General features: G+C 58.7%; 24 protein-coding genes and 1 pseudogene. 11 read left to right on the top strand and 14 right to left on the bottom strand.

Annotated features, from left to right (window positions below; all coding sequences use genetic code 11):
* Positions 1-256: 256 nt before the first annotated feature.
* The 4 genes and pseudogenes from AC3ISI_RS27475 to AC3ISI_RS27460 form a co-directional block, all read right to left on the bottom strand.
* The gene (locus AC3ISI_RS27475) at positions 257-1,468 is read right to left on the bottom strand and encodes an MFS transporter (protein ID WP_489334628.1); all 1,212 of its coding nucleotides are present in this window, start codon (positions 1,466-1,468) and stop codon (positions 257-259) included.
* Positions 1,461-2,438, bottom strand: a complete 978-nt coding sequence (locus AC3ISI_RS27470) for a diiron oxygenase (RefSeq protein ID WP_489334627.1) — start codon at positions 2,436-2,438, stop codon at positions 1,461-1,463. Before AC3ISI_RS27470 ends, AC3ISI_RS27475 begins: the two co-directional genes overlap by 8 nt.
* A pseudogene (locus AC3ISI_RS27465) lies at positions 2,435-3,513 on the bottom strand (SagB family peptide dehydrogenase). The gene AC3ISI_RS27470 and the pseudogene AC3ISI_RS27465 overlap by 4 nt, the downstream one beginning before the upstream one ends.
* 423 nt (positions 3,514-3,936) lie before the next feature.
* Positions 3,937-5,133: a class I SAM-dependent rRNA methyltransferase gene (locus AC3ISI_RS27460; RefSeq protein ID WP_489334626.1), complete on the bottom strand. Its 1,197-nt coding sequence runs from the start codon at positions 5,131-5,133 to the stop codon at positions 3,937-3,939.
* A gap of 230 nt (positions 5,134-5,363) precedes the next feature.
* Here AC3ISI_RS27460 and AC3ISI_RS27455 point away from each other — a divergent pair, with 230 nt between their 5' ends.
* Positions 5,364-6,179: an HDOD domain-containing protein gene (locus AC3ISI_RS27455; protein ID WP_223518208.1), complete on the top strand. Its 816-nt coding sequence runs from the start codon at positions 5,364-5,366 to the stop codon at positions 6,177-6,179.
* Positions 6,180-6,207: 28 nt separating this feature from the next.
* Positions 6,208-7,020, top strand: coding sequence for a bifunctional DNA-formamidopyrimidine glycosylase/DNA-(apurinic or apyrimidinic site) lyase (gene mutM, locus AC3ISI_RS27450; protein WP_489334625.1), 813 nt, complete (start codon positions 6,208-6,210; stop codon positions 7,018-7,020).
* A gap of 133 nt (positions 7,021-7,153) precedes the next feature.
* Here the strand turns inward: mutM and AC3ISI_RS27445 are convergent, their stop codons facing one another.
* The 5 genes from AC3ISI_RS27445 to AC3ISI_RS27425 all read right to left on the bottom strand — a co-directional run bounded on the left by AC3ISI_RS27445 (position 7,154) and on the right by AC3ISI_RS27425 (position 11,817).
* On the bottom strand, positions 7,154-7,405 hold the full coding sequence (locus AC3ISI_RS27445) for a YfhL family 4Fe-4S dicluster ferredoxin (RefSeq protein WP_007945532.1): 252 nt from the start codon (positions 7,403-7,405) through the stop codon (positions 7,154-7,156).
* Positions 7,406-7,507: 102 nt separating this feature from the next.
* The gene (coaD, locus tag AC3ISI_RS27440) at positions 7,508-7,987 is read right to left on the bottom strand and encodes a pantetheine-phosphate adenylyltransferase (protein ID WP_489334624.1); all 480 of its coding nucleotides are present in this window, start codon (positions 7,985-7,987) and stop codon (positions 7,508-7,510) included.
* Between the two features lie 115 nt (positions 7,988-8,102).
* Entirely contained in the window at positions 8,103-9,698 is a 1,596-nt protein-coding gene (locus AC3ISI_RS27435) for a GMC family oxidoreductase (protein ID WP_489334623.1), read from the bottom strand.
* 114 nt (positions 9,699-9,812) lie between these two features.
* Positions 9,813-10,358, bottom strand: coding sequence for a twin-arginine translocation pathway signal protein (locus AC3ISI_RS27430; protein ID WP_489334622.1), 546 nt, complete (start codon positions 10,356-10,358; stop codon positions 9,813-9,815).
* Positions 10,359-10,386: 28 nt separating this feature from the next.
* On the bottom strand, positions 10,387-11,817 hold the full coding sequence (locus tag AC3ISI_RS27425) for a coniferyl aldehyde dehydrogenase (RefSeq protein ID WP_489334621.1): 1,431 nt from the start codon (positions 11,815-11,817) through the stop codon (positions 10,387-10,389).
* 146 nt (positions 11,818-11,963) lie between these two features.
* On the opposite strand from AC3ISI_RS27425, the gene AC3ISI_RS27420 reads away from it, so the two are divergent.
* Positions 11,964-12,635, top strand: a complete 672-nt coding sequence (locus AC3ISI_RS27420) for a TetR/AcrR family transcriptional regulator (RefSeq protein ID WP_489334620.1) — start codon at positions 11,964-11,966, stop codon at positions 12,633-12,635.
* A 33-nt stretch (positions 12,636-12,668) separates the two neighbouring features.
* Positions 12,669-13,523, top strand: coding sequence for a sulfurtransferase (locus AC3ISI_RS27415; protein ID WP_489334619.1), 855 nt, complete (start codon positions 12,669-12,671; stop codon positions 13,521-13,523).
* A gap of 80 nt (positions 13,524-13,603) precedes the next feature.
* Here the strand turns inward: AC3ISI_RS27415 and AC3ISI_RS27410 are convergent, their stop codons facing one another.
* The 4 genes from AC3ISI_RS27410 to AC3ISI_RS27395 are packed head-to-tail and all read right to left on the bottom strand — an operon-like array spanning position 13,604 to position 18,104.
* Complete coding sequence (locus AC3ISI_RS27410; RefSeq protein WP_489334618.1) at positions 13,604-14,599, bottom strand: hydrolase; 996 nt, start codon at positions 14,597-14,599, stop codon at positions 13,604-13,606.
* Positions 14,600-14,654: 55 nt separating this feature from the next.
* Positions 14,655-15,266, bottom strand: coding sequence for a 16S rRNA (guanine(966)-N(2))-methyltransferase RsmD (gene rsmD / locus AC3ISI_RS27405; protein WP_489334617.1), 612 nt, complete (start codon positions 15,264-15,266; stop codon positions 14,655-14,657).
* Positions 15,266-16,756: a M16 family metallopeptidase gene (locus AC3ISI_RS27400; RefSeq protein WP_489334616.1), complete on the bottom strand. Its 1,491-nt coding sequence runs from the start codon at positions 16,754-16,756 to the stop codon at positions 15,266-15,268. Before AC3ISI_RS27400 ends, rsmD begins: the two co-directional genes overlap by 1 nt.
* A complete protein-coding gene (locus tag AC3ISI_RS27395; RefSeq protein ID WP_489334614.1) occupies positions 16,749-18,104 on the bottom strand; it encodes a M16 family metallopeptidase in 1,356 nt (451 codons plus the stop codon). Before AC3ISI_RS27395 ends, AC3ISI_RS27400 begins: the two co-directional genes overlap by 8 nt.
* 344 nt (positions 18,105-18,448) lie before the next feature.
* Here AC3ISI_RS27395 and ftsY point away from each other — a divergent pair, with 344 nt between their 5' ends.
* The 4 genes from ftsY to rpoH all read left to right on the top strand — a co-directional run bounded on the left by ftsY (position 18,449) and on the right by rpoH (position 22,698).
* Positions 18,449-20,044 carry a signal recognition particle-docking protein FtsY gene (gene ftsY / locus AC3ISI_RS27390; protein ID WP_489334612.1) on the top strand — a complete coding sequence of 532 codons (1,596 nt, stop codon included), beginning with the start codon at positions 18,449-18,451 and terminating at the stop codon, positions 20,042-20,044.
* Complete coding sequence (ftsE, locus tag AC3ISI_RS27385; RefSeq protein ID WP_007945516.1) at positions 20,041-20,712, top strand: cell division ATP-binding protein FtsE; 672 nt, start codon at positions 20,041-20,043, stop codon at positions 20,710-20,712. The genes ftsY and ftsE overlap by 4 nt, the downstream gene beginning before the upstream one ends.
* Entirely contained in the window at positions 20,709-21,731 is a 1,023-nt protein-coding gene (gene ftsX / locus AC3ISI_RS27380; RefSeq protein ID WP_489334610.1) for a permease-like cell division protein FtsX, read from the top strand. The genes ftsE and ftsX overlap by 4 nt, the downstream gene beginning before the upstream one ends.
* Positions 21,732-21,843: 112 nt before the next feature.
* Positions 21,844-22,698, top strand: a complete 855-nt coding sequence (rpoH, locus tag AC3ISI_RS27375; protein WP_007897890.1) for an RNA polymerase sigma factor RpoH — start codon at positions 21,844-21,846, stop codon at positions 22,696-22,698.
* A 175-nt stretch (positions 22,699-22,873) separates the two neighbouring features.
* On the opposite strand, the gene mtgA is transcribed toward rpoH, so the two are convergent.
* The gene (gene mtgA / locus AC3ISI_RS27370; protein WP_489334609.1) at positions 22,874-23,596 is read right to left on the bottom strand and encodes a monofunctional biosynthetic peptidoglycan transglycosylase; all 723 of its coding nucleotides are present in this window, start codon (positions 23,594-23,596) and stop codon (positions 22,874-22,876) included.
* A gap of 74 nt (positions 23,597-23,670) precedes the next feature.
* Between mtgA and AC3ISI_RS27365 the strand changes: the two genes are divergently transcribed.
* The 3 genes from AC3ISI_RS27365 to AC3ISI_RS27355 all read left to right on the top strand — a co-directional run bounded on the left by AC3ISI_RS27365 (position 23,671) and on the right by AC3ISI_RS27355 (position 25,183).
* Positions 23,671-24,051 (top strand): DUF423 domain-containing protein, encoded by a 381-nt coding sequence (locus AC3ISI_RS27365; RefSeq protein WP_489334608.1) that lies wholly within the window; start codon positions 23,671-23,673, stop codon positions 24,049-24,051.
* 72 nt (positions 24,052-24,123) lie between these two features.
* A complete protein-coding gene (gene thiS / locus AC3ISI_RS27360; RefSeq protein ID WP_489334607.1) occupies positions 24,124-24,324 on the top strand; it encodes a sulfur carrier protein ThiS in 201 nt (66 codons plus the stop codon).
* A 64-nt stretch (positions 24,325-24,388) separates the two neighbouring features.
* A complete protein-coding gene (locus AC3ISI_RS27355; protein ID WP_027926552.1) occupies positions 24,389-25,183 on the top strand; it encodes a thiazole synthase in 795 nt (264 codons plus the stop codon).
* Positions 25,184-25,185: the final 2 nt, after the last annotated feature.

The raw sequence follows: 25,185 nt of genomic DNA, 5'->3' as shown, positions 1-25,185 counted from the left end.
AGCACTCCGGGCGGCTAATCAGGTATCAAAAGGGAAGTGAGCTTCTATTGACGTCTGGAACACTCAGAAATGGCCGTGTGTCCGGATGTTGCCGATAACTTTGCGGGATCGCCGCGCGCTTCAGCTTGAGCTCATAAACCCGCCGGGGGATGACTGGCGATGAATGTCGCGATTCTACACGGCTGGCGTCAGGAGGGAATGCCGGGAAGCGTTGATCCAGTGCTGATGGAGCGGGCGAGATGACGACTGGCACGTATTACCCGGAATTGAGTGCCTGTTGAGTCTTGTGGTTGATCACTGCGTTCACCCCAAGCCCTGCAATGCTCAGTGTCAGGAAACCCATGGCTAGAGTCGTGGTCAGGTTTTCGGGGGTCAGATTGATCACCGAGCTGATCACGCCACCAAACATGAAAATCAGCATGGCGCCGACAGAGGTAGAGGCTCCGGCATTTTCCGGGTAGAGACTCATGGCTTTTGAGTTGGCAATCGGCCTGGCAATAGTGGTACCGAGGGTGCAAACCAGCATCGAAATCAACACTGACGCCGCAGAAAGACCGAACTGGCGAGTCAGCCACAGCATGAGCCCGCCTGAAACGACAATCAGGCCCAGACCGATAATGATTTGGGTGTTGGCTTGCAGGCATCGATGCAACACGCTGGCTAATACCCCACCGAATACGTACGCCACGCCATACAGTAGCAACGCCCAGGCGAACTCATACGGCGAGAGCGCCAGACGCTCCATGAAAATGATGGGCGAAGAAACGATGAACGAAAAATGGCAAGCGAAGGCCAAGGCTGAAATCAACCAGTAACCCATAAAACGTACATCCGAACATAAGCGCCAATAGGCACTGAAAAAACCTGTGTGCGCTGAGCTACGGACAGGCGAAACTTCCTTGAGTAACCGGTAGGCGCCGAACCATGCAACAACCGCCAGTGCAATGAATACATAAAAACTGCCTTGCCAGCCAAAGCACGATTGCAGCCAGGTTCCCAGCAGGGGTGAAATTGAAATGAATACTCCACCCGCCGTCACCATCCAGATCCTGATGCGCTCCCGTTCACGCCCGGCGAACAGATCCTGGATCAGTGCCTGCGACAATGAAAATGATCCGCAACCCATCGCCTGAACCATGCGAAACACCAGAAACCCGCGGTAGTCGCTGGCAACCAAGCAGCCGACCGCCCCAATGGCTGCGATGGCAATGCCTCCCAGCAGCAGCTTCTTGCGTCCCCACCTATCTGACATTGGCCCGACCAGCATCACGGACAGTGCCAGGCTGATGGCGAACACGCTGACGGATAGGGAAACCTCGGACGGTGAAGTCTGGAAGAAGCCAGCCAGATCGGGAAAGGACGGGAGCACGACGTCGAGGGGGAAGACACCCAGCAGTGTCATGGTCATCAAGAGAGTGATGGTGGCCCGACGTTTTTTGACGTGGGCTATATCGTTTCCGTTATCCATCAAGAAGCCCGGCTCTGGTGAAGAGTTGCCGGTTGTAAGGCAGATCGAAGAACCCCGCTTTTTTCAGGGCGCTCAGAGTAGCGCTGGCCCCCGAGCGGGCACGTTGCAGGCAGGCTTGCGCGTCGGACAGCCCTTCGATGATTTCCAGGCAGGCTGTCTCGCTTAGGCCGACATGGCGAAGGCTCGCCCTTAGCCAGCGCCCATCGACCTCAAAGAAAACCCGAATGAGCTCCGGCAACAGACCCGCACAAAACAGACGTTGAGCGCTGGTCAGGTGCAGCCACAGATAATGGAACACTTCGCAGAAATAGCGACTGTGTCGCGCCTCGTCGGTGAGGTGGTCCCTGAGCATCTCCTGAACCCCGTCCACCAATGCATCGCGACAGATGTCGAGCAGATCCTTGGCGATGATCGTCTCGCAGACGAAGCCGGTGAGGAACCAGGCCAATGGCTTGTGCTTGTCAGGTGTGCGCTCAAGCAGGGCGTGCAGCCGGGTGATTCGCTGCGGCATGACAGGCCGATCGAACATGCCGTAGAACGCGGCAATCTGTTCAGCGAGGCCATTGGAAAATAGGGCGTGATACCCCTCGTCGGTGTAGAGCTGCAGCGCGGCGTTTTTCATCCGTAGGGGAATGCACACACCGAGTTCGTCGTGGACGATGGTTTCGACAGATCGATTAACGATGCGGTGTTCGAGCAAGGTCGTGTAGTCGAGGAAATACACCAAATGATTGGCTGACAGTCGATGAGTGATCGCCCGGCCGGCGTCTTTGACTGCCGGGTGATTCAAATAAGGCAGGAAGGCCGGCGGAAACCAGTGCCGGGTTTCCAGTTGCTGTTCAACATCGGGCGGTAATAAATAGGTGTGTTTGCTGGATCGCACTGCAGCGCGGTTATCCCAGTCGCCGAGGGTAAAACGATCGGCCCAGCCGGTGGGGAACGTTGCCTGTTCAAGGCGCGTGTCAGTCATGATTGCGAGTCCTGGCGCGTCAGCAGCGCCTTCAATTCCTTGCACAGCGCGTCCCCTTCGCTCTTGCCACAACCGACAAAAAACAAGGGCTGCTCCGGGCTGTCATTGAGTCCCAGCAGCGTTTCAACCTGATCGTCCGTCAGCGCACCGGTCAGCCAGGTGTTCAGGCCCAGCGAAGTGGCCACCAGCTGGAAGGTCTGGGAGATGTGCCCGGCTTCCACGTAGGCCATTCGGTAGGCACGCGAGTGTTCGTATTTCCACCACAGCTTGTCGAACCGACTGGTGATGAACAGCCCCACGGGCAGGTTGTTGATGAAGTGTTGCCCGCACAGCAGTTGCCCCAACGGCCGACAGGGCAGTGGGTTGACGAGTCTCAGCGCATGCCCGGTTGGAAGGTAGGCATAGAGCCCGGGGTTCAGGCCGCTGACATTCTGTACAAGCAGGAAGCCTTCACAGGCGTTGAGCCCCCCCCGGAGGGGCTGGTACGCCGGGCGCCAAGTCCTTCAACACTGTTTTCGTCAATGGCGTCTTCACGTTCTCGCAAGTAGCCCAGCGACAAGTAAAGCAACGTGCTGACCACTTCAAGCGAGAGGGCGTCCCCGGTGAAGGTGCGGCAGGTTTTTCGGTCGATCAGGGTGTTTGCCAAAGTACCTTCTGGCAGGCAAGCAGGTTTTGGCAGCGTTATCAGGTCGCCTGCGAGGCGTTCGGCAAGCCTGTTGTCGGGCGCTGGTGTGGCCAGAACTTCGCTGCAATGGTTCAGATACTCTCTTGACCACTCGTGAATATCTTGTGGAGTATGTTGGCAGGGGATGTTCTTTGTGCCGATATGGAATATTTTCGACAGTTCATCCCAGCCCCATTCAATAATGGCGGGTGCTGATGATGTGAGTATTCCTGCCTCAAGAAGTTGTGTGTCTATGCTGTTGCTGTTATTGAATTTGTTCGGGTTGCTGATTAGTTCTGCAAGCCGGGTTGAATACTCAAGATCCAACTCGTATTGTTTGTGGTTTTTGTAATCCCACACTATTTGGTCGGGCGTGCGCGGAAGTATGAAGAGATGAGGATTTATCTGCATGATAGGCGGTTTGCTCTGGAGTTTTTCATGAGAAGCGCTGGGTAGCCGGCACTCCCAGCGCTTCATTTACTTAGCGGGCTTTCGGGGCAACCAGAAAAGCCAGGTTGGCGAGAGTGTTTGTTTCCAGAGTAATTGCTTTCATGTTTGGAACTCCTTGTCATTGATAATGAGCGTCACTTCAATGTGACAACTCAATCATAGTTGTTAATGAGCCCTTATCAAGGAGAGATTGTGTGGGAATATTCTAGTAGTTTTGTCGGATTGGTCGCAGGTATGGCTCGATTTTGTAAGGCGTATTCTCTTAAGTAACAGATACAGAGAAACGTCCTGCATATCGCCCGGTTTGCAAGTGTAGGAAGTTGTAGGAATGAATGTCGAATAATAAAACGGGGAGCCGATGGGCTCCCCGTCAAACCGGCGTAATCAGCTGTTTGGCAGCAGGCGGCAGGTGATGCTCTTAATGTAGCGAGTTTCAGCGATGGCCGGGTGAACCGGGTGATCCGGGCCTTGAGCGCCACGTTCCAGCAACTGGATGTTGCGGTCCAGGTGACGGGCGCTGGTCAACAGGATGTTTTGCAGGTCATCTTCAGGCAGGTGCATCGAGCACGAAGCGCTGACCAGGATGCCGTCCTTGCTGAGCAGGCGCATGGCTTGCTCGTTCAGGCGACGGTAGGCGCCTTCGCCGTTCTTCATGTCTTTCTTGCGTTTGATGAAGGCCGGAGGGTCGGCCACGATCACATCGAAACGCTCTTCACTGGCTTTCAGCTCTTTCAGGGCTTCGAACACGTCGCCTTCAATGCAGGTCATTTTGTCGGCGAAACCGTTCAGCGCGGCGTTACGCTCGACGCCGTCAAGGGCGAAGGCGGAAGCATCGACGCAGAACACTTCAGTGGCGCCAAACGCGGCGGCTTGCACACCCCAGCCACCGATGTAGCTGTACAGGTCCAGTACGCGTTTGCCTTTGGCATACGGGGCCAGGCGCGCGCGGTTCATGCGGTGATCGTAGAACCAGCCGGTTTTCTGGCCTTGCATGACCGGCGCTTCGAATTTCACGCCGTTTTCTTCCAGTGCTACCCACTCCGGTACCAGGCCGAACACGGTTTCTACGTAGCGGTTGAGACCTTCGGCATCACGGGCGGCGGAGTCATTCTTGAACAGAATGCCGCTTGGCTTGAGCACTTGGGTCAACGCGGCGATCACGTCTTCTTTATGGGCTTCCATGGTCGCCGAGGCGATCTGCACCACCAGGATGTCGCCGAAACGGTCGACCACCAGGCCTGGCAGCAGGTCGGAGTCGCCGTAGACCAGGCGGTAGAACGGCTTGTCGAACAGGCGATCGCGCAGCGACAGGGCGACGTTGATACGGTGAACGAGCAACGACTTGTCCAGCGGCAACTTGATGTCGCGCGACAACAGGCGGGCGCATATCAGGTTGTTCGGGCTCATCGCAACGATGCCCAGCGGCTTGCCGCCAGCTGCTTCGAGGATCGCCTGGTCGCCGGCCTTGAAACCGTGCAAAGGAGTGGCGGCTACATCGATTTCGTTGCTGTAGACCCACAAGTGGCCGTTTCGCAGGCGACGGTCGGCGTTGGCTTTGAGGCGCAGGCTAGGCAGGGACATGACGTCGCTCCGGAAAAAAGAGCGGGAGTATAGCGTGTTGCGCAAGGCCACGGTTTGGCGGTTAGACATGCGGTGAAGGCCGTAGTCGGAGATGAAACATCAGCTGATGCACCGTCCAAGGTGTCGGATCCAACTTTTAGAAGCTAGAATCTGCGCCTGGCCCAGAGTGTGTACCTATGTCCCAAGAGCTGACTACCGAACAGATCCAACAGTCCCTGCAAGGCATCAGCGTGCCCGCCCAGCCGCAAATCATGGTGGATTTGCAGATGGAGCAATACATGCCTGACCCGGACCTGGAAGTGATCGCGAAGCTGATCTCGCAAGACCCGGGCCTCTCTGGCGCTTTGCTGAAAATTGTCAACTCGCCGTATTACGGCTTGAGCAACAAGATCGCCTCGATCCAGCGTGCGGTGAACTTGCTGGGTAGCCGTTCAATCATCAACCTGATCAACGCGCAGTCGATCAAGGGTGAGATGAATGACGACACCATCGTTACGTTGAACCGTTTCTGGGACACGGCTCAAGACGTGGCGATGACCTGCCTGACGCTGGCCAAGCGCATTGGCGCTCAGGCCGGCGATGAAGCGTACGCCCTGGGGTTGTTCCACGATTGCGGTGTGCCGTTGATGCTTCAGCGTTTCCCGCAATACATGACGGTTCTGGAAGAGGCGTATGCTAACGCCAGTACCGAATGCCGGGTGGTGGACACCGAGAACCGGGCGTTTAACACCAACCACGCGGTGGTGGGTTACTACACCGCCAAGTCCTGGCGTCTGCCGGATCATGTGACTGCCGCTATCGCCAATCACCACAATGCGTTGGCGATCTTCAGCGATGAGTCGTCGCGCAATGCCCAGCTCAAGAACCTGCTGGCGATCCTCAAGATGGCCGAACACATTTGTGCGTCCTATCGGGTATTGGGTAACCAGGCCGAAGACCACGAATGGAACAGCATCGGGCATTTGGTGCTCGATTATGTCGGCCTCTCGGACTACGACTTCGAGACGCTCAAGCAAACGATTCGCGACCTCGGCACTCACCGCTGAATGTTGGATAGCCTGATTCGAGTGCACCATGCCTGAATTGCCAGAAGTCGAAACCACCCGCCGCGGAATTGCACCGCACCTGGAAGGCCAACGGGTCAGCCGGGTGATCGTGCGTGACCGGCGCTTGCGCTGGCCGATTCCGGAAGACCTCGATGTGCGGCTGTCCGGGCAGCGCATCGTGCTGGTGGAACGGCGCGCCAAATACCTGTTGATCAATGCCGAAGTTGGCACGTTGATCAGCCATTTGGGAATGTCGGGGAATTTGCGGCTGGTGGAGGCCGGCCTGCCAGCGGCCAAGCATGAGCATGTGGATATCGAACTGGAATCCGGTCTGGCACTGCGTTACACCGACCCGCGACGGTTTGGCGCGATGCTCTGGAGTCTCGACCCGTATAACCACGAATTGCTGATTCGCCTGGGACCGGAACCCTTGACCGACCTGTTCGACGGCGAGCGCTTGTTCCAGCAGTCTCGCGGGCGCTCCATGGCGGTCAAGCCGTTCATCATGGATAACGCGGTGGTGGTGGGCGTCGGTAATATCTACGCGACCGAAGCGCTTTTCGCCGCCGGCATCGATCCGCGCCGCGAAGCCAAGAGCATTTCCCGGGCGCGTTATTTGAAACTGGCAATCGAGATCAAACGCATACTGGCCGCAGCCATCGAGCGCGGCGGTACCACGTTGCGTGACTTTATCGGGGGTGACGGTCAGCCGGGTTACTTCCAGCAGGAGCTGTTCGTGTACGGCCGAGGCCATGAGCCTTGCAAGGTCTGCGGCACGGAACTGCGGGATATGAAACTCGGGCAGCGCGCCAGCGTCTTTTGCCCGCGATGCCAGAGCTGAGAGGCCCTGCGGTCTATAGTCTGGCGTAAGGACGCAGTTGCATCTTCGGTGTGGCTGATGGTCTCTTCGCTAGCAAGCCAGCTCCTACAAGGAGCGGGCTTGCTCGCGAAGGGAAGGACAGGCAGCAAAAATCTCAAGCCTTACCGGTAATCTTCCGGTACTTCTCCATCAACTCGTCTTCAGTCTCCGGATGCGCTTCGTCCAGTGGAATGCAATCCACCGGGCACACTTGCTGGCACTGAGGTTCGTCGTAGTGGCCGACACACTGCGTGCACAGGTTCGGGTCGATCACATAGATCTCTTCGCCTTGGGAAATGGCGGCGTTCGGGCACTCAGGTTCGCAGACGTCGCAGTTGATGCAATCGTCGGTGATGATCAGGGACATGCTAACTCCAGCCAGGGCGGCAGGCCCGGGCGTAATAAACCAATGCGCACAATTGTGCCGCATTGGCGCCTGTAGTGCACGCAGGCGCCGATTCAGCGGTCGTTACTTCTTGAAGCGCTCGGTGAGGGCATCCGCCACCGCAGGGTGGACAAACTTGGTGATGTCGCCGCCAAGCGCAGCGATTTCACGGACCAGCGTCGAGGAAATGAACGAATAACGCTCGGACGGGGTAAGGAACAGGCTTTCCACATCCGGTGCCAGCTGACGGTTCATGTTGGCCAGCTGGAATTCATATTCAAAGTCCGACACCGCACGTAAACCGCGCAAGAACACGTTGGCGTTCTTCTCTTTGGCGAAGTGTGCGAGCAGCGTCGAGAAACCGACGACTTCAACGTTCGGCAGATGTTTAGTGACCTCGCGAGCCAGATCCACGCGTTGTTCCAGAGGAAACAACGGGTTTTTCTTGGGGCTGGCGGCAACGGCAATGATCACATGATCGAACAGGCGCGCGGCGCGTTCGACCAAGTCGCCATGGCCCTTGGTAATAGGGTCGAAGGTACCTGGGTACAACACTCGGTTCATCGCGTCGTCCTGGCGGGAGTCCGTTGGGGAGTCGGATGGTATCGCAGCCGTCCCGGTCGGCCAAGTCGCCTGTTGGGTAAGAAAGCACTATAGACGATACGAATATTCCCCCTTTTCATGGATTTTTTAAACGTTCGGCCAGCGAAGTGGCCAGTTGTGCCGTCAACCCGTAGACCGACAACTGCGGGTTGGCGCCAATGCTGGTGGGAAACAGTGAGCCGTCATGGACCGACAGATTACTGAGCTGGTGATGGCGGCCGAGACTGTCGGTGACGGCGTTTTTCGGGTCTTCACCCATCGCACAACCGCCCATCACGTGGGCGCTGCCCAGGCGTGTGCGATACAACTCAAGGCTCAACCCATCAATCAACGCGCGCGCTTCGGCCAGGGATTTCACGTAGCGTGCATCGGCGTGCATCGGCATCACCGCTTTGGCGCCACCGGCGAACTGGATCTCGGCCATGCTGTGAAAGGCTCGGCGCAAACCGTCCCAGGCATAGGGCGAGACTTGATAGTCGAGTACTGGCGTATTGTCGCCGCGCAGTTCGACGCTGCCGCCAGCGCTGTCAGGATGGAAACCGTCGCGCAGCAACGCGAGCATGGCGTGGGTATGGGGCAGTTGCTCCATGTGCTGGGCGTTTTCCTTGCCGAAACCGCCGAGCAGGGTCGTCGCCAGGGCCGGGTGCAGCGGCGGGACTTCGAGTTTGTAGGACATCTTGCCGGTGGTGCCGTCCTGCCATTGGAAATGGTCGGAATAGATCGACTGCGGTGCGCCGTAGAACGGATTGATCACCTCGTCGAACAGCCCGGCGGACATGTTCACCAAATGCAGGAACGTGCGTTTGCCCAGGCGTTTGTGCGGATCCGGCGCATCAGAACGCATGAGCAGCGCCGGGCTGTTGATCCCGCCGCCAGCCAGTACGTAATGTCGCGCCTTGACTGTGATCGTGCGTCCTGTCGGCGCGACGCAACGGTCGTCCATCGCCACGCATTGCAGGCCGGCGACCTTGCCGTCCTTGATCGACAGCTTTTCGGCGCGGGCCAGGTACAGCAGCTCACCACCTTTTTCCAGTGTTGCCGGAATGGTCGTGACCAGCATCGATTGCTTGGCGTTGGTCGGGCAGCCCATGCCGCAATAGCCGAGGTTCCAGCAGCCGCGCACGTTGCGCGGGATGACGTGCCAGCTATAGCCGAGTTTTTCACAGCCTTTGCGGATCACGTCGTTGTTGGCGTTGGGCGGCACCATCCACGGTGCGACGCCGAGACGTTGTTCCATTTTCTCGAACCACGGCGTCATCTCGGCTGGTGAGTGGCCTTTGACATCGTGCTCCTTGGCCCAGTGTTCGAGCGTCGGGGCTGGCGTGCGAAAGCTCGAGGTCCAGTTGATCAGCGTCGTGCCACCCACTGCGCGGCCCTGAAGGATGGTGATTGCACCGTCCTTGCTCATGCGGCCGATGCCCTCCTGGTAGAGGCTGGAGTAGGCCGGGCCTTCGAGCATCTTGAAGTCGGTACTGGTCTTGAGTGGGCCTTCTTCGATCAGCAGCACTTTGTAGCCGGCCGCGCTGAGGATTTCAGCTGTGGTGCCGCCGCCAGCGCCGCTGCCGATGATCGCCACATCCGCTTCGAGGGTCAGGTCTTGGGTCAGTTGCGAGCCATTGTAGGTTTTCCAGCCACGGGACAGGCCTTCTCGGAACGGATCGGGTACAGGCATTCTCAGGTTCTCTATTTGTTATTTTTTGGGTGTTCTTGCGGGCGTCATCGCGAGCAGGCTAGCTCCCACATCCCCTGTGGGAGCGAGCCTGCTCGCGATAGGGTCGACTCGATTTCAGACCGTAGGCGGTCCGGGATACCCGCTATGCGCCCACGATTCCGCCCGGCTGTACCACGCCATCATCACCAATTGCAGCAATGAGCTATGCCCCATGCGCAACAGGCTCAATGAGCTGTTTTCCCATCGATCAAGGAAGTGTCGGACTTCATCAGCACTGGCGTTTTCCCAACTGCCCCAGATCCCGGTCAGCGGTCCGCGAGTCACGGCCATCCCCAGCACATCGAACAATTGCTGGGTCAGCTTGAGCATTTCCGGCGACAGGTGATTCAGGCTGTTGTCCAGGCTGTGCAAGGTCTGGTCGACCGATGCCGGCATTTTCTCGGCCGCGACAGCCCCTTCGAGCATCACCGGGATCAGGGCCCGCAAAAACAGCAGGTCGCCGCTGCGCAGCAACATGAAGCCGGTTGCCGGAGTACTCGACGAGCAGCCGCTGAGGCTCGCGCCCAAGCCGGCCGTGGCCAGAAAGGCGCTCGCGCCGAGGCTGAATTTCAGCAAGCCGCGCCGTGACAGCGCGGGTGTATCGGTCAAGCTTGGGTTCATTATTGTTGTTACCCGATGGTGGTGATCGTTAGCGGATAAACAGCTTCTGGATCAGTTTCTGAATGGATTTTCCGTACGGCGGGTAGATCAGCTTCGAGGCATTGAAGCGCTGTTTGATCAACACGCCTTTGGCCTTGCTGAAGGTCAGGAATCCTTCGTGGCCGTGGTAATGGCCCATGCCCGAGGCACCGATGCCACCAAACGGCATGTCGTCCTGAGCGACGTGCAGCAGCGTGTCATTGAGGCAAACACCCCCGGAATGGGTTTCGTGGAGCACGCGGTTCTGTTCGCGTTTGTCATAGCCGAAGTAATACAGCGCGAGTGGGCGAGGGCGTTGGTTGATGTAGGCAAACGCCTCGTCCAGATTTTTGTACGGCACGATTGGCAGCAGGGGACCAAAGATTTCGTCCTGCATCACGGTCATGTCATCCGTGACGTTGAGCAGCAGGCTATGACTCATGCGACGGCCTTGCCCCTGATCGAACAGAGGAATCAGCTGCGCGCCTTTGCTGGTGGCATCGGTGATGTAGCCGTTGAGGCGCGCCAGTTGTCGCTCGTTGATGATGGCGGTGTAGTCCGGGTTGTCAGCCAGTGTTGGGTAAAAACCGCGAATCACCTGACGATAAGCGTCGACGAAATCATCCACACGGTCTTGCGGCACCAATACGTAATCCGGTGCCACGCAGGTTTGCCCGGCGTTCAGGGTTTTGCCGAAGGCGATACGTTCGGCGGCGTCTTTCAGTGGCACATCATGGGACACGATGGCCGGGGACTTGCCGCCGAGTTCGAGGGTCACCGGGGTGAGGTTCTCGGCCGCCGCACGCATCACGTGTTTGCCGATGCTGGTGGCACCGGTGAACAGCAGGTGATCGAAAGGCAGGCGAGAGAACGCTACGCCGACATCGGCTTCGCCCAGCACGACGCAGACCAGGTCTTGAGGAAACACCCGCGCGAGCAATTCCTTTAGCAGCAGACCTGTGGCCGGGGTCGATTCGCTGAGTTTAAGCATCACCCGATTACCCGCCGATAACGCGCCCACCAATGGGCCGATGGCCAGGTACAGCGGGTAGTTCCACGGCACGATCACGCCGACCACGCCCAATGGTTGGTAAACAACTTTGGCCGACGCCGGCTGAAAAGCGATGCCCACCTTGCGCCGCGAGTCCTTCATCCAGCCTTTAAGGCGCTGGCTGGCGTAATGAATACCGTGAAGGCTGGGCATTATTTCGGCGAGCAGGGTTTCATCGGCGCTGCGGTGGCTGAAATCCTGGCTGATCGCCTCGATCAACGCCTGACGTTCACTGTTCAACAGGTCGCGCAATGCTTTGAGCCATTGCTGGCGCTGGGCGGCCGGCGGCATCGGGTTGGCGGCGTATGCGGCACGTTGCGCGTCGAACAGCGTTTGCAGTTCTTCCAGAGGCTGATTCAGGTTCTGAAGATAGGCGATGTCAGCAGTCATGGTCGGCTCCGGATTTATTGTAATGAAGGTCTTTTTAGAGTCTATACTCTAGAAAGTCAAATGACATCCCAGAACAGCTTTGTTTTATCCACTCGCGGATAGGTCGTAAGATGCCCGTCATCGCACTCTGAATTTAAGCTCAAGCCATGGCCCCTCGGATCAAAACCAGCGAGCGCATCGTGCAGAACAGCCTGGAGCTGTTCAATCAGCAGGGTGAGCGCAGTATCAGCACCAACCACATTGCTGCCCACATGGAGATTTCGCCGGGTAACCTGTACTACCACTTCCCCAACAAGCAGGCGATCATCGCCGTGCTGTTCAGTGAGTACGAAAGCTTGGTGGACAGCTTCCTGCGCCCGCCTCAGGGGCGTGCGTCGACGGTGGACGACAAGCGCTTCTACCTTAAGGAACTGCTGGCAGCGATGTGGCGCTACCGGTTTTTGCATCGTGATCTGGAGCACCTGCTCGACAGCGACCCGGAACTCGCCGCCCGTTATCGGCGGTTTTCCCAGCGCTGCCTGATCCATGGCACGCACATCTACGCGGCCTTCGTCGAAGCCGGCATCCTGCAAATGGACAAGGTTCAGATCGAGTCCCTGACGCTCAACGCATGGATCATCCTGACGTCCTGGGTGCGGTTTCTGTGCACCACGCGGGAAAACTCCAATCACCTGAGTGAACAGGCCATTAAACGTGGGGTGTATCAGGTGCTGGTGCTTGAGGCCGGTTTCGTGACGGATCAGTCTCGCGATGCCGTGAACGCGCTATACGAAGAGTTTTACGTGCCGCTGGCCCAAGCCCTTGAAGAAGTGCAGTAGGATTAAAAACCGACTTAGTCACAGGAGCCCGCTATGCCCATTGCGCAATTGATCAGCCCGCAAGCACTGGACCTGAAAAAGGACGAGCCGGGGTTGGTGATTCTGGATTGTCGTTTTGCCCTCGAAGACTCGGATTATGGCCAACGCAGCTACGCCGAAGGGCACATTGCCGGGTCGAAGTTTGCCGATCTTGAGCGTGATTTGAGTGGGCCGGTGGTCAAGGGCGTGACGGGGCGCCATCCGCTGCCTGACGCTGAGGCGTTGGTTGAACGCCTGCAAGCCTGGGGCATCAACGCCGACAGCGAAGTGGTTTTGTACGATGACGGCCCGGGTGCCTACGCGGCGCGGGCCTGGTGGTTGCTGGCGTGGCTGGGTAAGCGCGACGGTGTATTTATTCTGGACGGCGGACTCAAGGCCTGGCACGCGGCGGGTTTGCCGCTGAGTCTGGATGCGTGCGACAACAAGCACGGCACCTTCAGCGGAACACCGGACCACGCGCTGATCTTGAGCGCCGAACAGCTTCAGCAGCGTCTCGGCCAGCCTGCGCTGACGTTGCTGGACGCCCGCGCCTTGCCCCGTTTCAAGGGTGAAGTGGAGCCGATCGATCCGATTGCCGGGCACATTCCGGGGGCGCAATGTGCGGCGTTTACCGACAATTTGGCCAGTGACGGGCGCTTTTTGCCGGCCGATCAGCTCAAGCAGCGATTTGCCACGAAACTCGGTGATCGTTCGCCAACCGATCTGGTGGCTTACTGCGGTTCAGGCGTGACGGCTTGCCATAACCTGTTTGCGTTGTGCCTGGCGGGTTATCCGTTGGGGTCGTTGTATGCCGGATCGTGGAGCGAGTGGATCAACGATCCTGCGCGTGGCATCGCCACCGGCGAATAACCCCGGTTCCCCTGTGGGAGCGAGCAGGCTCGCTCCCACAATGGTGCTCTTCTCCCGCCCTGATCGATGTCTTTGGCCTACTATCGCCCCTTGGCTGCCAGCCACTGCGGGATGCGCCGCTCCAGGTAATAACCCAGTTGCCTGAACGAGCCATCGACGAAACCAACATGCCCACCTTTGGTTTGTAATTCGAGTTGCGTGGAGGCAGACAGTTCGTCGGCGTGCGGCAGGCTGTGGGGGAAGACGAAGGGATCGTCCGCCGCCTGAATGATCAGGGTCGGTGTGCGAATCTCCCTCAGAAAATAACGGCTCGACGCTCGACGATAGTAGTCCTCGGCATCGATATAGCCATTTAACGGTGCCGTGACCCGGCCGTCGAAATCCCAGAAGGTGCGCATGTTCTCCAGCGAACCCAGTGCCGCCAATGCCGCCAGGCCCTCTTCGCGTCCGTCATGTTGGAACTGGCGCTGTTTGTTCTTGATGTAGGCAAGCATCTCGCGCATGAAGTGCGCCTGGTAGACCCTGGAAAAACCCTGGCCGATACGATCGGCGCATTGGTCGAGGCGAAACGGTACCGACACAGCCACCGCACCGGCCACGCCACTGTCACTGCCGGATTCGCCCAAGTGCTTGAGCAAGACATTGCCGCCCAGGGAATAGCCCACCACATACAGAGGCGCTAACGGACGTTTGGCCCGTAGATGCCTGATGACTTCGGCCAGATCTTCGCTGGCACCGGAATGGTAGCTGCGCGCCAGAAGATTCGGCTCACCCGAGCAGCCGCGCCAGTTCAGCGCGACACTGGCCCAGCTTTGGGCGGCGAGTGCCTTTTGCACGCCGGCCACATAAGGTGAATTCGACGACCCCGTCAGTCCGTGCAGCACCAGCACCAACGGTGCCGTCGCGCTGTGTGGGCCATGCCAGTCGAGGTCGAGAAAGTCGCCGTCTTCGAGCCACAAGCGTTCGCGCTCGCGTTCAATGTGCGTGGTTTTGCGCCATAGCGGTCCCCACAAGGTTTGCAAGTGCGGGTTGCCCAGGCCCAAGGCGGGGGTGAAACGGTCTGGCGGATGGGACACGATTACTCTCGATGCAGCGGTGCGCAACGGGTGCGCACCTTTTCAGGCCGGTCGATTAACCGGCGATCTCTGCCATACGTTGCCACAACGCGTAGTAAACCCGCCCGGATTTCTGCTCGCGGTGCAGGCGCCAGTTGCCAGGCAAGCCAAGGGACGACGGCGCGTTCTCGCTTTCGGTGTAGATCCAGGCCTCGTTGGCCAGCCACTGACGCTCTTCCAGCAGCGTGCAGACGCTCGGCAGCAAGTTCTGGTTAAACGGCGGGTCGAGGAACACCAGGTCGTAGGCCGTGGCTGTCTGGGTTTCCAGGTAGCGCAGGGCGTCGGCAGTCTGAATGTGGCCGGTGGTGCAGCGCAGTGTGCCCAAATGTTCCTTGATGCTGGCAACCGCAATGTTGCTGGCGTCCAGCGCCTGGCCCATGGCCGCGCCACGGGACAGGGCTTCCAGGAACAGTGCGCCGCTGCCGGCGAACGGGTCCAGCACCTTGGCGCCTGCGACATAAGGTGCGAGCCAGTTGAACAGGGTTTCACGCACCCGGTCTGGCGTCGGGCGCAAGCCCGGGGCATCCGGGAAGCTCAGCTTTCGGCTGCCCCATTCGCCGCCAATGATGCGCAGTTGATTCACGCCGTTATGGACGTTGTGAACAGGTTTCTTAGGACGCGTGGCCATTAATGCTCCGGAACCCCGAGCGGCTGCTCGGCAGGTTTATCAGATGGGGCCGGTAACGGCTTTTGTGGCACGGTCGGGCCAACGCTGACGATGACCATTTTGTCCGTGCTCAAGTGTTTGTTCAGTGCGGTTTTGACTTGTTCGACGGTCAGGCTCTGAGATTGACGCATGAAATCATCCAGATAACTGAGCGGCAGGTTGTAGAAACCCATGGCGCCCAACTGGCCGACGATATCGGCGTTGCTGGCGGTGGACAGCGGGAAGCTGCCGGCCAGTTCACGCTTGGCGTCATCGAGTTCTTTCTGAGTCGGGCCGGTTTTAAGGTAGTCGGCCAGCACGTCCTGCACCAGTTTCAGCGTGCCTTCACTCATCTCGGCGCGAGTCTGCAGGTTGATCATGAACGGGCCGCGCGCCTGCATCGGGGTGAAACCCGAGTACACGCCGTACGCCAGACCGCGTTTCTCACGGACTTCGCTCATCAAACGGGTGCCAAAGCCACCGCCGCCGAGGATCTGGTTGCCCATGGACAATGCGGCGTAGTCAGGGTCGTCACGGTCGATGCCCAGTTGCGCAAGCATCAGGTTGGTTTGCTTGGACGGAAACTCGATGTGGCCGACGCTGGCTTTGGGTTCTTCAGGTTGTGCGATCTTCGCCAGTGCGGGGCCTTTTGGCAGCGCGCTGGAGACTTGCGCGGCAATCGCCTCGGCTTCGGTGCGGGACAGGTCACCGACCAGCGCAATCACCACGTTGCCAGCCGCGTAGGCTTTCTCATGGAACGCCTTTAACTGAGCCTGGGTGATCGCTGGAACGGATTTCGCCGTACCGTCACTGGCATGTGCGTAAGGGTGAGCACCGTACAAGCGGTTCATCAGCTCCAGGCTCGCCAGTTTGCCGGGGTTTTGTTTCTGATATTCGAAACCGGCGAGCATCTGGTTTTTGATGCGCGCGAAGGAATCGGCCGGGAAGGTCGGTTTGCCGATCACTTCAGAGAACAACTTCAGGGCCGGCTCGCGCTTGTCCACGGCACTTAGGCTACGCAAGGAAACCAGTGCCATGTCTTTGAACGCGCCGTTGCCAAAGTCAGCGCCCAGGCCTTCGAAGCCCTGTGCGATAGCGCCGGCATCTTTGCCCGCTACACCTTCGTTGAGCATCGCGTTGGTCAACAGGGCGAGGCCCGCTGCATTGCCATCCTGGCTGCTGCCAGCGGCAAAGATCAGGCGCATGTCGAACATCGGCAGTTCGCGGGACTCGACGAACATCACCTTGGCGCCTTCGGCGGTGGTCCAGGTCTGTACGTCAAGGGCGCGGTGGCTCGGTGCCTTGCCGTCGAGTTCGGTCAGCGATTGCAGCTTCTGGCTGGACTTGGCTTTGTCCAATGCTTCGCTGGCCCTGGAGTCATTGCTTCTGGACAGGTAGAAGGCTGCGGAACCGATCAGTGCGACAGCCATCAAGCCGATCAGGGCCAGACGTGGTTTTTTATGCTCACTCATGAGTCGTCTCCAGTGGCAGTACATGGGCGACGCTGAGACGTTCGCGGGTGAAATACAGCTTGGCGGCGTTCTGGATATCTTGCGGCGTTACGCTTTGCAGGTCGGCCAGTTCGGTGTCCATCAGCTTCCACGAAAGGCCGACCGTTTCCAGTTGGCCGATTGAAGTGGCCTGGCTGGTAATCGAGTCACGCTCGAAGACCAGGCCGGCAATCACCTGAGCCCGTACGCGTTCCAGCTCTTCGGCGGACGGTGCGGTGGTTTTCAACTGTTCGAGCAACTTCCACAGACCCGCTTCAGCCTGGGCCATGGTTTTCTTTTTCTGGCTGTTGGGTGCCGCCGACAAGGTGAACAGGCTGTCGCCACGGGTGTAGGCGTCGTAACTCGACGAACCGCCCGTCACCAACTCTTCGCCGCGTTCCAGTTGCGTCGGGATGCGACCGCTGTAGCCGCCGTCGAGCAGGGCCGAGATCAGGCGCAAGGCGTTGACCGAGCGCTTGTCTTCGGCGGTGGCGATGCTCGGCACGTTGAAGCCCAGCATCAGGCTTGGCAATTGAGTTTGCACATGCAAAGTGATCAGGCGCTCGCCGGGTTCGGCCAGTTCCAGCGGAATTTTCGCCGGGGGTACATCGCGTTTGGCGATGGGGCCGAAGTAACGCTGGGCCAAGGCTTTGACCTCGTCCGGGGTGACGTCACCGACCACCACCAGCGTGGCGTTGTTCGGCGCGTACCAGGATTGATACCAGTGGCGCAGTTCTTCGACTTTCATGCGGTCCAGGTCGACCATCCAGCCGATGGTCGGTGTGTGGTAACCGCTGGCCGGGTAAGCCATTGCCTTGAAGCGTTCGTAGGCTTTGGACATGGGCTTGTCGTCGGTACGCAGGCGACGTTCTTCTTTAATGACCTCGATTTCGCGGGCGAACTCGTCAGCCGGCAGACGCAGACTGGCCATGCGGTCTGCTTCCAGTTCGAATGCCACGCCCAGGCGGTCGCGGGCCAGCACTTGGTAGTAAGCCGTGAAGTCGTCGCTGGTGAACGCGTTCTCTTCAGCGCCGAGGTCGCGCAGGATCAGCGAGGCTTCACCGGGGCCGACTTTCTCGCTGCCCTTGAACATCATGTGTTCGAGGGCATGGGAAAGGCCGGTCTGACCCGGTGTTTCGTAGCTGGAACCGACCTTGTACCAGACCTGTGAAACTACCACCGGCGCACGATGGTCTTCGCGCACGATAACTTTCAGGCCGTTATCGAGCGTGAATTCGTGTGTGGGTTGTGGATCGGCAGCGAAGGCTGACAGTGGCAGGCAAACTGTGCTGAACAGCAGGCCTGCAGCGCGGCGGGCTAGAGCATTCATTCTTTTTTAAACCTGTTGGGCTGCCCGCTTGGTCTTAGCGTCAGCGGGCGAGAGGGTGCTAGGATACTGATCCGTTTTACTGGCGGCCACGCCTATCAGGCCTTTGATCGGTCAGCAGGTTGTTTGGGTTCGCGGCGCAAGCTTTGAGTTTGATAGCTAAACTCTGTGTTTTCGCCGACGATGCCGTACCAGTCCTTCGAATTAGTCGACCTTTGAGGTGCGTTTTTCACCTCGACAAAATGTTGCGCGTGAACAAGCTGGATCAATCGCAGTCTGTTCTGCATCGAATATTTATTTGCCGGGGCGCCCTTGGGCGCGCCGCTACCGTGAGATAGCCGTCCTCCATGTTTGGTTCCAACGACGACAAGAAAGCCCCAGCTGCGGCTGGCGAGAAGAAAAGCCTGTTCGGATGGCTGCGCAAAAAGCCGCAGGAACCCGTCGTCGAACAGCCACAGCCACTTCCTGAGCCCACGCCGGCACCGGTTATAGAAGAAGCGCTCGCGCCGACTGTCTTGCCTATCGCCGAACCGGTGCTGCAACCGGTGGTCGAGCCTGATTTTGTTGCCGAAGTCGTTACCCAAGCCTCCCTGACACCGATTGCCGAACCTTGGCTGACGTTGCCGGTGGCTGAAGAGCCAGTGGCGCTCGTTGTAGATGAATTGGCACCGCATGTTACGCCGCCGATTCCTGCCCCGACCGCATTTGCGCCTGAACCCGTTCAGGTTCCAGTTGTTGAACCGGTTGTGGCGCCAGCCGTTGTGGCTGCACCTGAGTCGGTTGTTGCGCCAGTCGTCGTGGCTGCGCCTGAACCGGTTGTTGCGCCAGTCATCGTGGCTGCGCCTGAACCAGTGGTTGCGCCAGTCATCGTGGCCAAACCTGAACCGGTGGTTGCAGAACCTGTGGTTCCTGCTTTCATTGCTCCAGTAGCTCCAGTAGCTCCAGTAGCTCCAGTAGCTCCGGTTGTGCAAGCACCAGCGCCCGTCGAAACACCGCGTACAGAAGAATCCAAAGCCGGTTTTTTCGCCCGCCTGAAGCAAGGCTTGTCCAAGACCAGCGCCAGCATCGGCGAAGGCATGGCCAGCTTGTTTCTGGGCAGAAAGGCCATCGATGATGAATTGCTCGAAGACCTTGAAACCCGCCTGCTGACCGCCGACGTTGGCGTCGAAGCTACGTCGGTGATCATTCAGCGCCTGACCCAAAAGGTCGCACGCAAGGAGCTGGCTGATTCCGATGCGCTGTACAAATCTCTGCAAGCCGAGCTGGCAGCCATGCTCAAGCCGGTCGAGCAGCCGCTGAAAATCACCTCGCAGAACAAGCCGTTCGTGATTCTGGTGGTGGGCGTCAACGGCGCCGGCAAGACCACCACCATCGGCAAATTGGCGAAAAAACTGCAACTCGAAGGCAAAAAAGTCATGCTCGCGGCCGGTGACACCTTCCGCGCTGCAGCGGTCGAGCAATTGCAGGTCTGGGGCGAACGCAACAAAATTCCGGTCATCGCCCAGCACACCGGCGCCGACTCGGCATCGGTTATCTTTGACGCCGTTCAGGCGGCCAAGGCCCGTGGCATTGATGTACTGATCGCCGACACCGCCGGTCGTCTGCACACCAAAGACAACTTGATGGAAGAACTGAAAAAAGTTCGCCGGGTGATCAGCAAGCTCGACGCCGACGCGCCGCACGAAGTGCTGTTGGTGCTCGATGCCGGCACCGGCCAGAACGCCATCAACCAGGCCAAGCAATTCAACCAGACCGTCGAATTGACCGGCCTGGCGCTGACCAAGCTCGACGGCACCGCCAAGGGTGGGGTGATTTTTGCCCTGGCCAAGCAATTTGGCCTGCCGATCCGCTACATCGGCGTCGGTGAAGGCATCGACGATTTGCGTACTTTTGAAGCAGAACCCTTTGTCCAGGCACTGTTTGCCGAGCGGGAGCGTTCATGATTCGTTTCGAACAGGTCGGTAAACGCTACCCGAACGGTCACGTCGGCTTGCATGAGCTGAGCTTTCGAGTCCGTCGGGGCGAATTTTTGTTTGTAACCGGTCATTCCGGCGCTGGTAAAAGCACTTTGTTGCGTCTGCTACTGGCGATGGAGCGTCCGACCACTGGCAAATTGCTCTTGGCCGGCCAGGACCTCGCGACCATCAGCAGTGCGCAGATTCCTTATCTTCGCCGGCAGATCGGCGTGGTGTTCCAGAATCACCAGTTGCTGTTCGATCGCACGGTGTTCAACAACGTCGCGCTGCCCTTGCAGATCCTTGGCCTGTCGAAGGCCGAAATCGTCAAGCGCGTGGATTCTGCCCTTGAGCGCGTGGCGCTCTCGGACAAAACCGATTTGTACCCTGGCGACCTGTCCACCGGTCAGCAACAGCGCGTCGGCATCGCCCGCGCCATCGTTCATCGGCCGGCCTTGCTGTTGGCGGATGAACCGACCGGTAACCTCGACCCGCGTCTGGCCGCCGAAATCATGGGCGTGTTCGAAGACATCAATCGCTTGGGTACCAGTGTGCTGATCGCCAGTCACGATCTGGCGCTGATCGCCCGTATGCGTCATCGCATGCTGACGCTGCAACGGGGTCGATTGATTGGTGACGGGGAGGCAGCAGAATGAGCGCGACACGCAGCCCCAAAGTTTCCGAACGTGTAGCCCCGAAGGCTGCCGATCCGCAACCGCAGAAGAAAAAACACGACGATGACGACGGTCCGGACTTCGCCACGTTGTTCCGCGCCTGGGTCGAAAGCCATCGCGCCAGTCTGCTGGACAGCTTGCGTCGCTTGGGCAAGCAGCCCATCGGCAGCTTTTTCACCTGCATGGTGATGGCCGTTGCGCTGAGTTTGCCGATGGGGCTGTCACTTTTGCTGAGTAACGTCGAGCGACTGGGCGGTTCCTGGCAGCGTGCGGCGCAAATTTCCCTGTACCTGCAATTGGAGGCCAGCCCTGCCGAGGGCGAGTCGCTGCGTGAGCAGATCAAAGGCATGCCGGGCGTAGCGGATGCGCAATATGTCGGTCGCGATCAGGCGCTGGAAGAGTTTCAGCAGCAGTCCGGTTTGGGCGACGCGCTCAAGGAATTGCCGGAAAACCCGCTCCCTGGCGTGGTTCTGGTGACGCCGAAGGAAGTCGACAAGCCCGCGCTTGAAGCATTAAGACAAAAACTTTCCGAGCTGCCAAAGGTACAACAGGCGCAACTTGATCTAGTCTGGGTCGAGCGTTTGGCCGCCATCCTCAAGCTGGGCGACCGTTTTGTCTTCGGTCTGACCGTGCTGCTGGTTTCTGCATTACTTTTGGTGATAGGCAATACCATTCGTCTTCATATTGAAAACCGCCGCACAGAGATAGAAGTGATTAAACTCGTCGGCGGCACGGACAGCTATGTGCGCAGACCCTTTCTGTATATGGGCGCGCTGTATGGCTTCGGTGCGGGGATGCTGTCTTGGGGCGTACTGGCGTTTGGCTTGAACTGGCTGAACGATGCGGTGGTTGGACTGGCCGGTTTGTACGGGAGTGATTTCGCGCTGGCCGGTGTGCCAGCTGCCGACGGTCTGTCTCTCTTGCTTGGCGCGGTGCTGTTGGGGTATATCGGTGCATGGATTGCAGTCGCACGCCACCTGAGGGAGCTTGCGCCTAAGTAGTATCATTTTGCTCGTATTGACCTTTCAGCGTTTATGGGAACTTGTTTTGCGGTTTCCGGTCAATTTTCGCAGTGCTGAACTGCACGAGTTTGTAAGTGGGAGGTTTTTTCGTATGACCAATTCTTTGCAACCTGCATATGCTCTGGTCCCGGGTGCGAACCTGGAGGCCTATGTGCACACCGTGAACAGCATTCCATTGCTGACGCCGGAGCAGGAGCGTGAACTGGCCGAGAGTCTCTATTATGAGCAGGATTTGGGGGCGGCTCGGCAGATGGTGCTCGCCCACCTGCGTTTTGTCGTACATATCGCCCGTAGCTATTCCGGCTACGGCCTGGCTCAGGCTGACCTGATCCAGGAAGGCAACGTCGGCCTGATGAAGGCGGTCAAGCGCTTCAACCCGGAAATGGGTGTACGTCTGGTTTCGTTCGCGGTGCACTGGATCAAGGCGGAAATCCACGAATTCATCCTGCGCAACTGGCGCATTGTGAAAGTCGCGACCACCAAGGCCCAGCGTAAGTTGTTCTTCAACCTGCGCAGCCAGAAAAAGCGTCTGGCCTGGTTGAACAACGAGGAAGTCCACCGTGTGGCGGAAAGCCTCGGTGTAGAGCCTCGTGAAGTGCGCGAGATGGAAAGTCGCCTGACCGGCCATGACATGGCCTTCGACCCGGCTGCAGAAGCGGACGACGACAGTGCTTTCCAGTCGCCAGCCAACTATCTGGAAGACCACCGGTACGACCCGGCCCGTCAACTGGAAGACGCTGACTGGAGCGACAACTCCAACCACAACCTGCACGAAGCGCTGGAAGTGCTGGACGACCGCAGCCGTGACATCCTCTATCAGCGCTGGTTGGCTGAAGAGAAAGCTACGCTGCACGACCTGGCGCAGAAGTACAACGTGTCGGCCGAGCGTATTCGTCAGCTCGAGAAGAGTGCGATGAACAAGCTCAAGTTGTCGATCGCGGCATAACCCGCGAACCGGCAATAAAAAACGCCCCGATCATTGATCGGGGCGTTTTTTATTGTGCTCATTTTCCAGCTTCACTTTGGGAACCTGTGGGAGCGAGCCTGCTCGCGAAAGCGGTGGATCATTCAACATCTATAGTGTCTGACTGGGCGCTATCGCGAGCAGGGGATTTTCGGTGTTATTGGGACCACGGCGCTCGGCGCGAATCGTTGAGGCCAACCAGATAGCTGTCGCCCCCCAACTGACTCATCTGTCGCCGAATCCACCCGGCCCGTCGTGCGACGTAGTTGGTCGGATGGCTCGCGCTCCACACTCGCGGGTTGGGCAATACAGCGGCGAGCAAGCTCGATTGCTGACGGCTAAGACTTTTAGCGCTCACACCAAAGTGATGCCGTGCCGCAGCCTCTGCCCCAAACACGCCGTCATCCCACTCGACGCTGTTGAGGTACACCTCAAGAATCCGCTGTTTGGGCCAGAGCACTTCGATCAACCCGGTAAACCAGGCTTCCAGGCCTTTGCGCAACCAACTGCGGCCAGACCATAGAAACAGATTCTTCGACACTTGCTGGCTCAGCGTGCTGGCACCGCGAATCGAACCGCCCAGTTCGTTATGAGCCAGTGCCGCCTGTATCGCGCCGAAGTCAAAGCCCCAATGCTCAGGGAATTTCTGATCCTCACCCGCAATCACTGCGACTTTCAGGTCGTCGGAGATTTCATCCCATGGCTTCCAGGTCCGTTGCAGGTCGATAGGCTCGCCGTCGAACCAGGATTCAATCTTGCGTTCGACCATCAACGCCGTTCCCGGCGGCGGCACCACGCGAAAGATCAGCACCAGCAATACGCTGCCACCCGCGAACCAGAGCACGGCCTTTGTGAATCGTCGCAAAAATAAACGCAGCATAGAGATGGCTTGGCCGAACCCGTTGAGCGGGCCATTATACAGACCCTGTTGATCGAGTCTGACTGGAGTTCTTCATGCTGCGTGGCTTTTTGATGCTGGCCGCTTTCTTCGGTTTCACCGGCGTTGCCCTGGGGGCGTTCGCCGCCCACGGTTTGAAAGACCGTCTGACTCCCGAGTACCTGGCGATTTTCCACACTGGCGTTACCTACCAACTGGTGCATACCCTGGCATTGCTGGGCGTAGCGTTGCTGGTCACGCAGTTTCCGGGCCGTTTGATCACCTGGGCCGGCGCCTCGTTTGCCATCGGCATCTTGCTGTTTTCCGGCAGTCTGTACCTGCTGACCCTGACCGGCGTGAGCAAGCTTGGCATCGTTACGCCATTCGGCGGTCTGGCGTTCCTGGTGGGTTGGTTCTGCCTGGGGCTGGCCGCCTGGCGCCTGCCGCTTACCGCTTGACGCTTGTTGCTGACCTTTAGGTCATGATCGGGCTAGAATGCCAGCCCCTAAAAAATGATGGCGGCATTCGGCATGCGCATTCAGTTGAACGGCGAATCCCTTGACCTGCCCGACGGTGAAACCGTTGCGGCCCTGCTGACCCGTCTGGAACTGACCGGACGCCGGGTGGCGGTTGAACTCAATCTGGATATCGTCCCGCGCAGTCAGCATGCCGACACCACGCTAAACGACGGTGATTCAGTCGAAGTGGTGCACGCGATCGGCGGCGGCTAGTCGCCATCCGGCCCTGAAGGGCCACAGAATTCTGCAAGAACCTCACCCCTACAGAGGATTTCCCATGAGCATCGTTCGTAGCGACAAGCCCTTCGTCCTGGCCGGTCGTACTTACCAGTCGCGTTTGCTGGTAGGTACCGGCAAGTACCGCGACATGGAAGAAACCCGCCTGGCCATCGAAGCCTCGGGTGCCGAAATCGTCACCTTCGCCGTGCGCCGCACCAACCTCGGCCAGAATCCGGGCGAACCGAACCTTCTCGAAGTCCTGTCGCCGGATCGCTACACCTTCCTGCCGAACACTGCCGGTTGCTTCGACGCTACCGAGGCTGTGCGCACCTGCCGCCTGGCCCGTGAGCTGCTCGGGGGCCACAACCTGGTGAAGCTGGAAGTGCTGGCCGACCAGAAAACCCTGTTTCCCAACGTGATCGAAACCCTCAAGGCCGCCGAAGTGCTGGTCAAGGAAGGTTTCGACGTGATGGTCTACACCAGCGATGACCCGATCATTGCCCGTCAACTGGCGGAAATCGGCGTTATCGCGGTGATGCCGCTGGCCGGTCTGATCGGCACGGGCCTGGGGATCTGCAACCCGTACAACCTGCAGATCATCCTCGAAGAAGCCAAGATTCCAGTGCTGGTGGATGCCGGTGTCGGTACCGCTTCCGACGCCACCATCGCCATGGAGCTGGGTTGCGAAGCGGTGCTGATGAACTCGGCCATCGCCCATGCCCAGCAGCCGGTCATGATGGCTGAAGCCATGAAACACGCCATCGTTGCAGGTCGCCTGGCCTACCTCGCCGGCCGCATGCCAAAAAAACTCTATGCCAGCGCCTCCTCGCCGCTGGATGGTCTGATCAAGTAAGA

It is taken from the genome of Pseudomonas sp. GL_139_B (assembly GCF_057834475.1).
The sequence above is the reverse complement of the archived record's forward strand: the minus strand, read 5'-3'. Positions and strand labels throughout refer to the sequence as shown.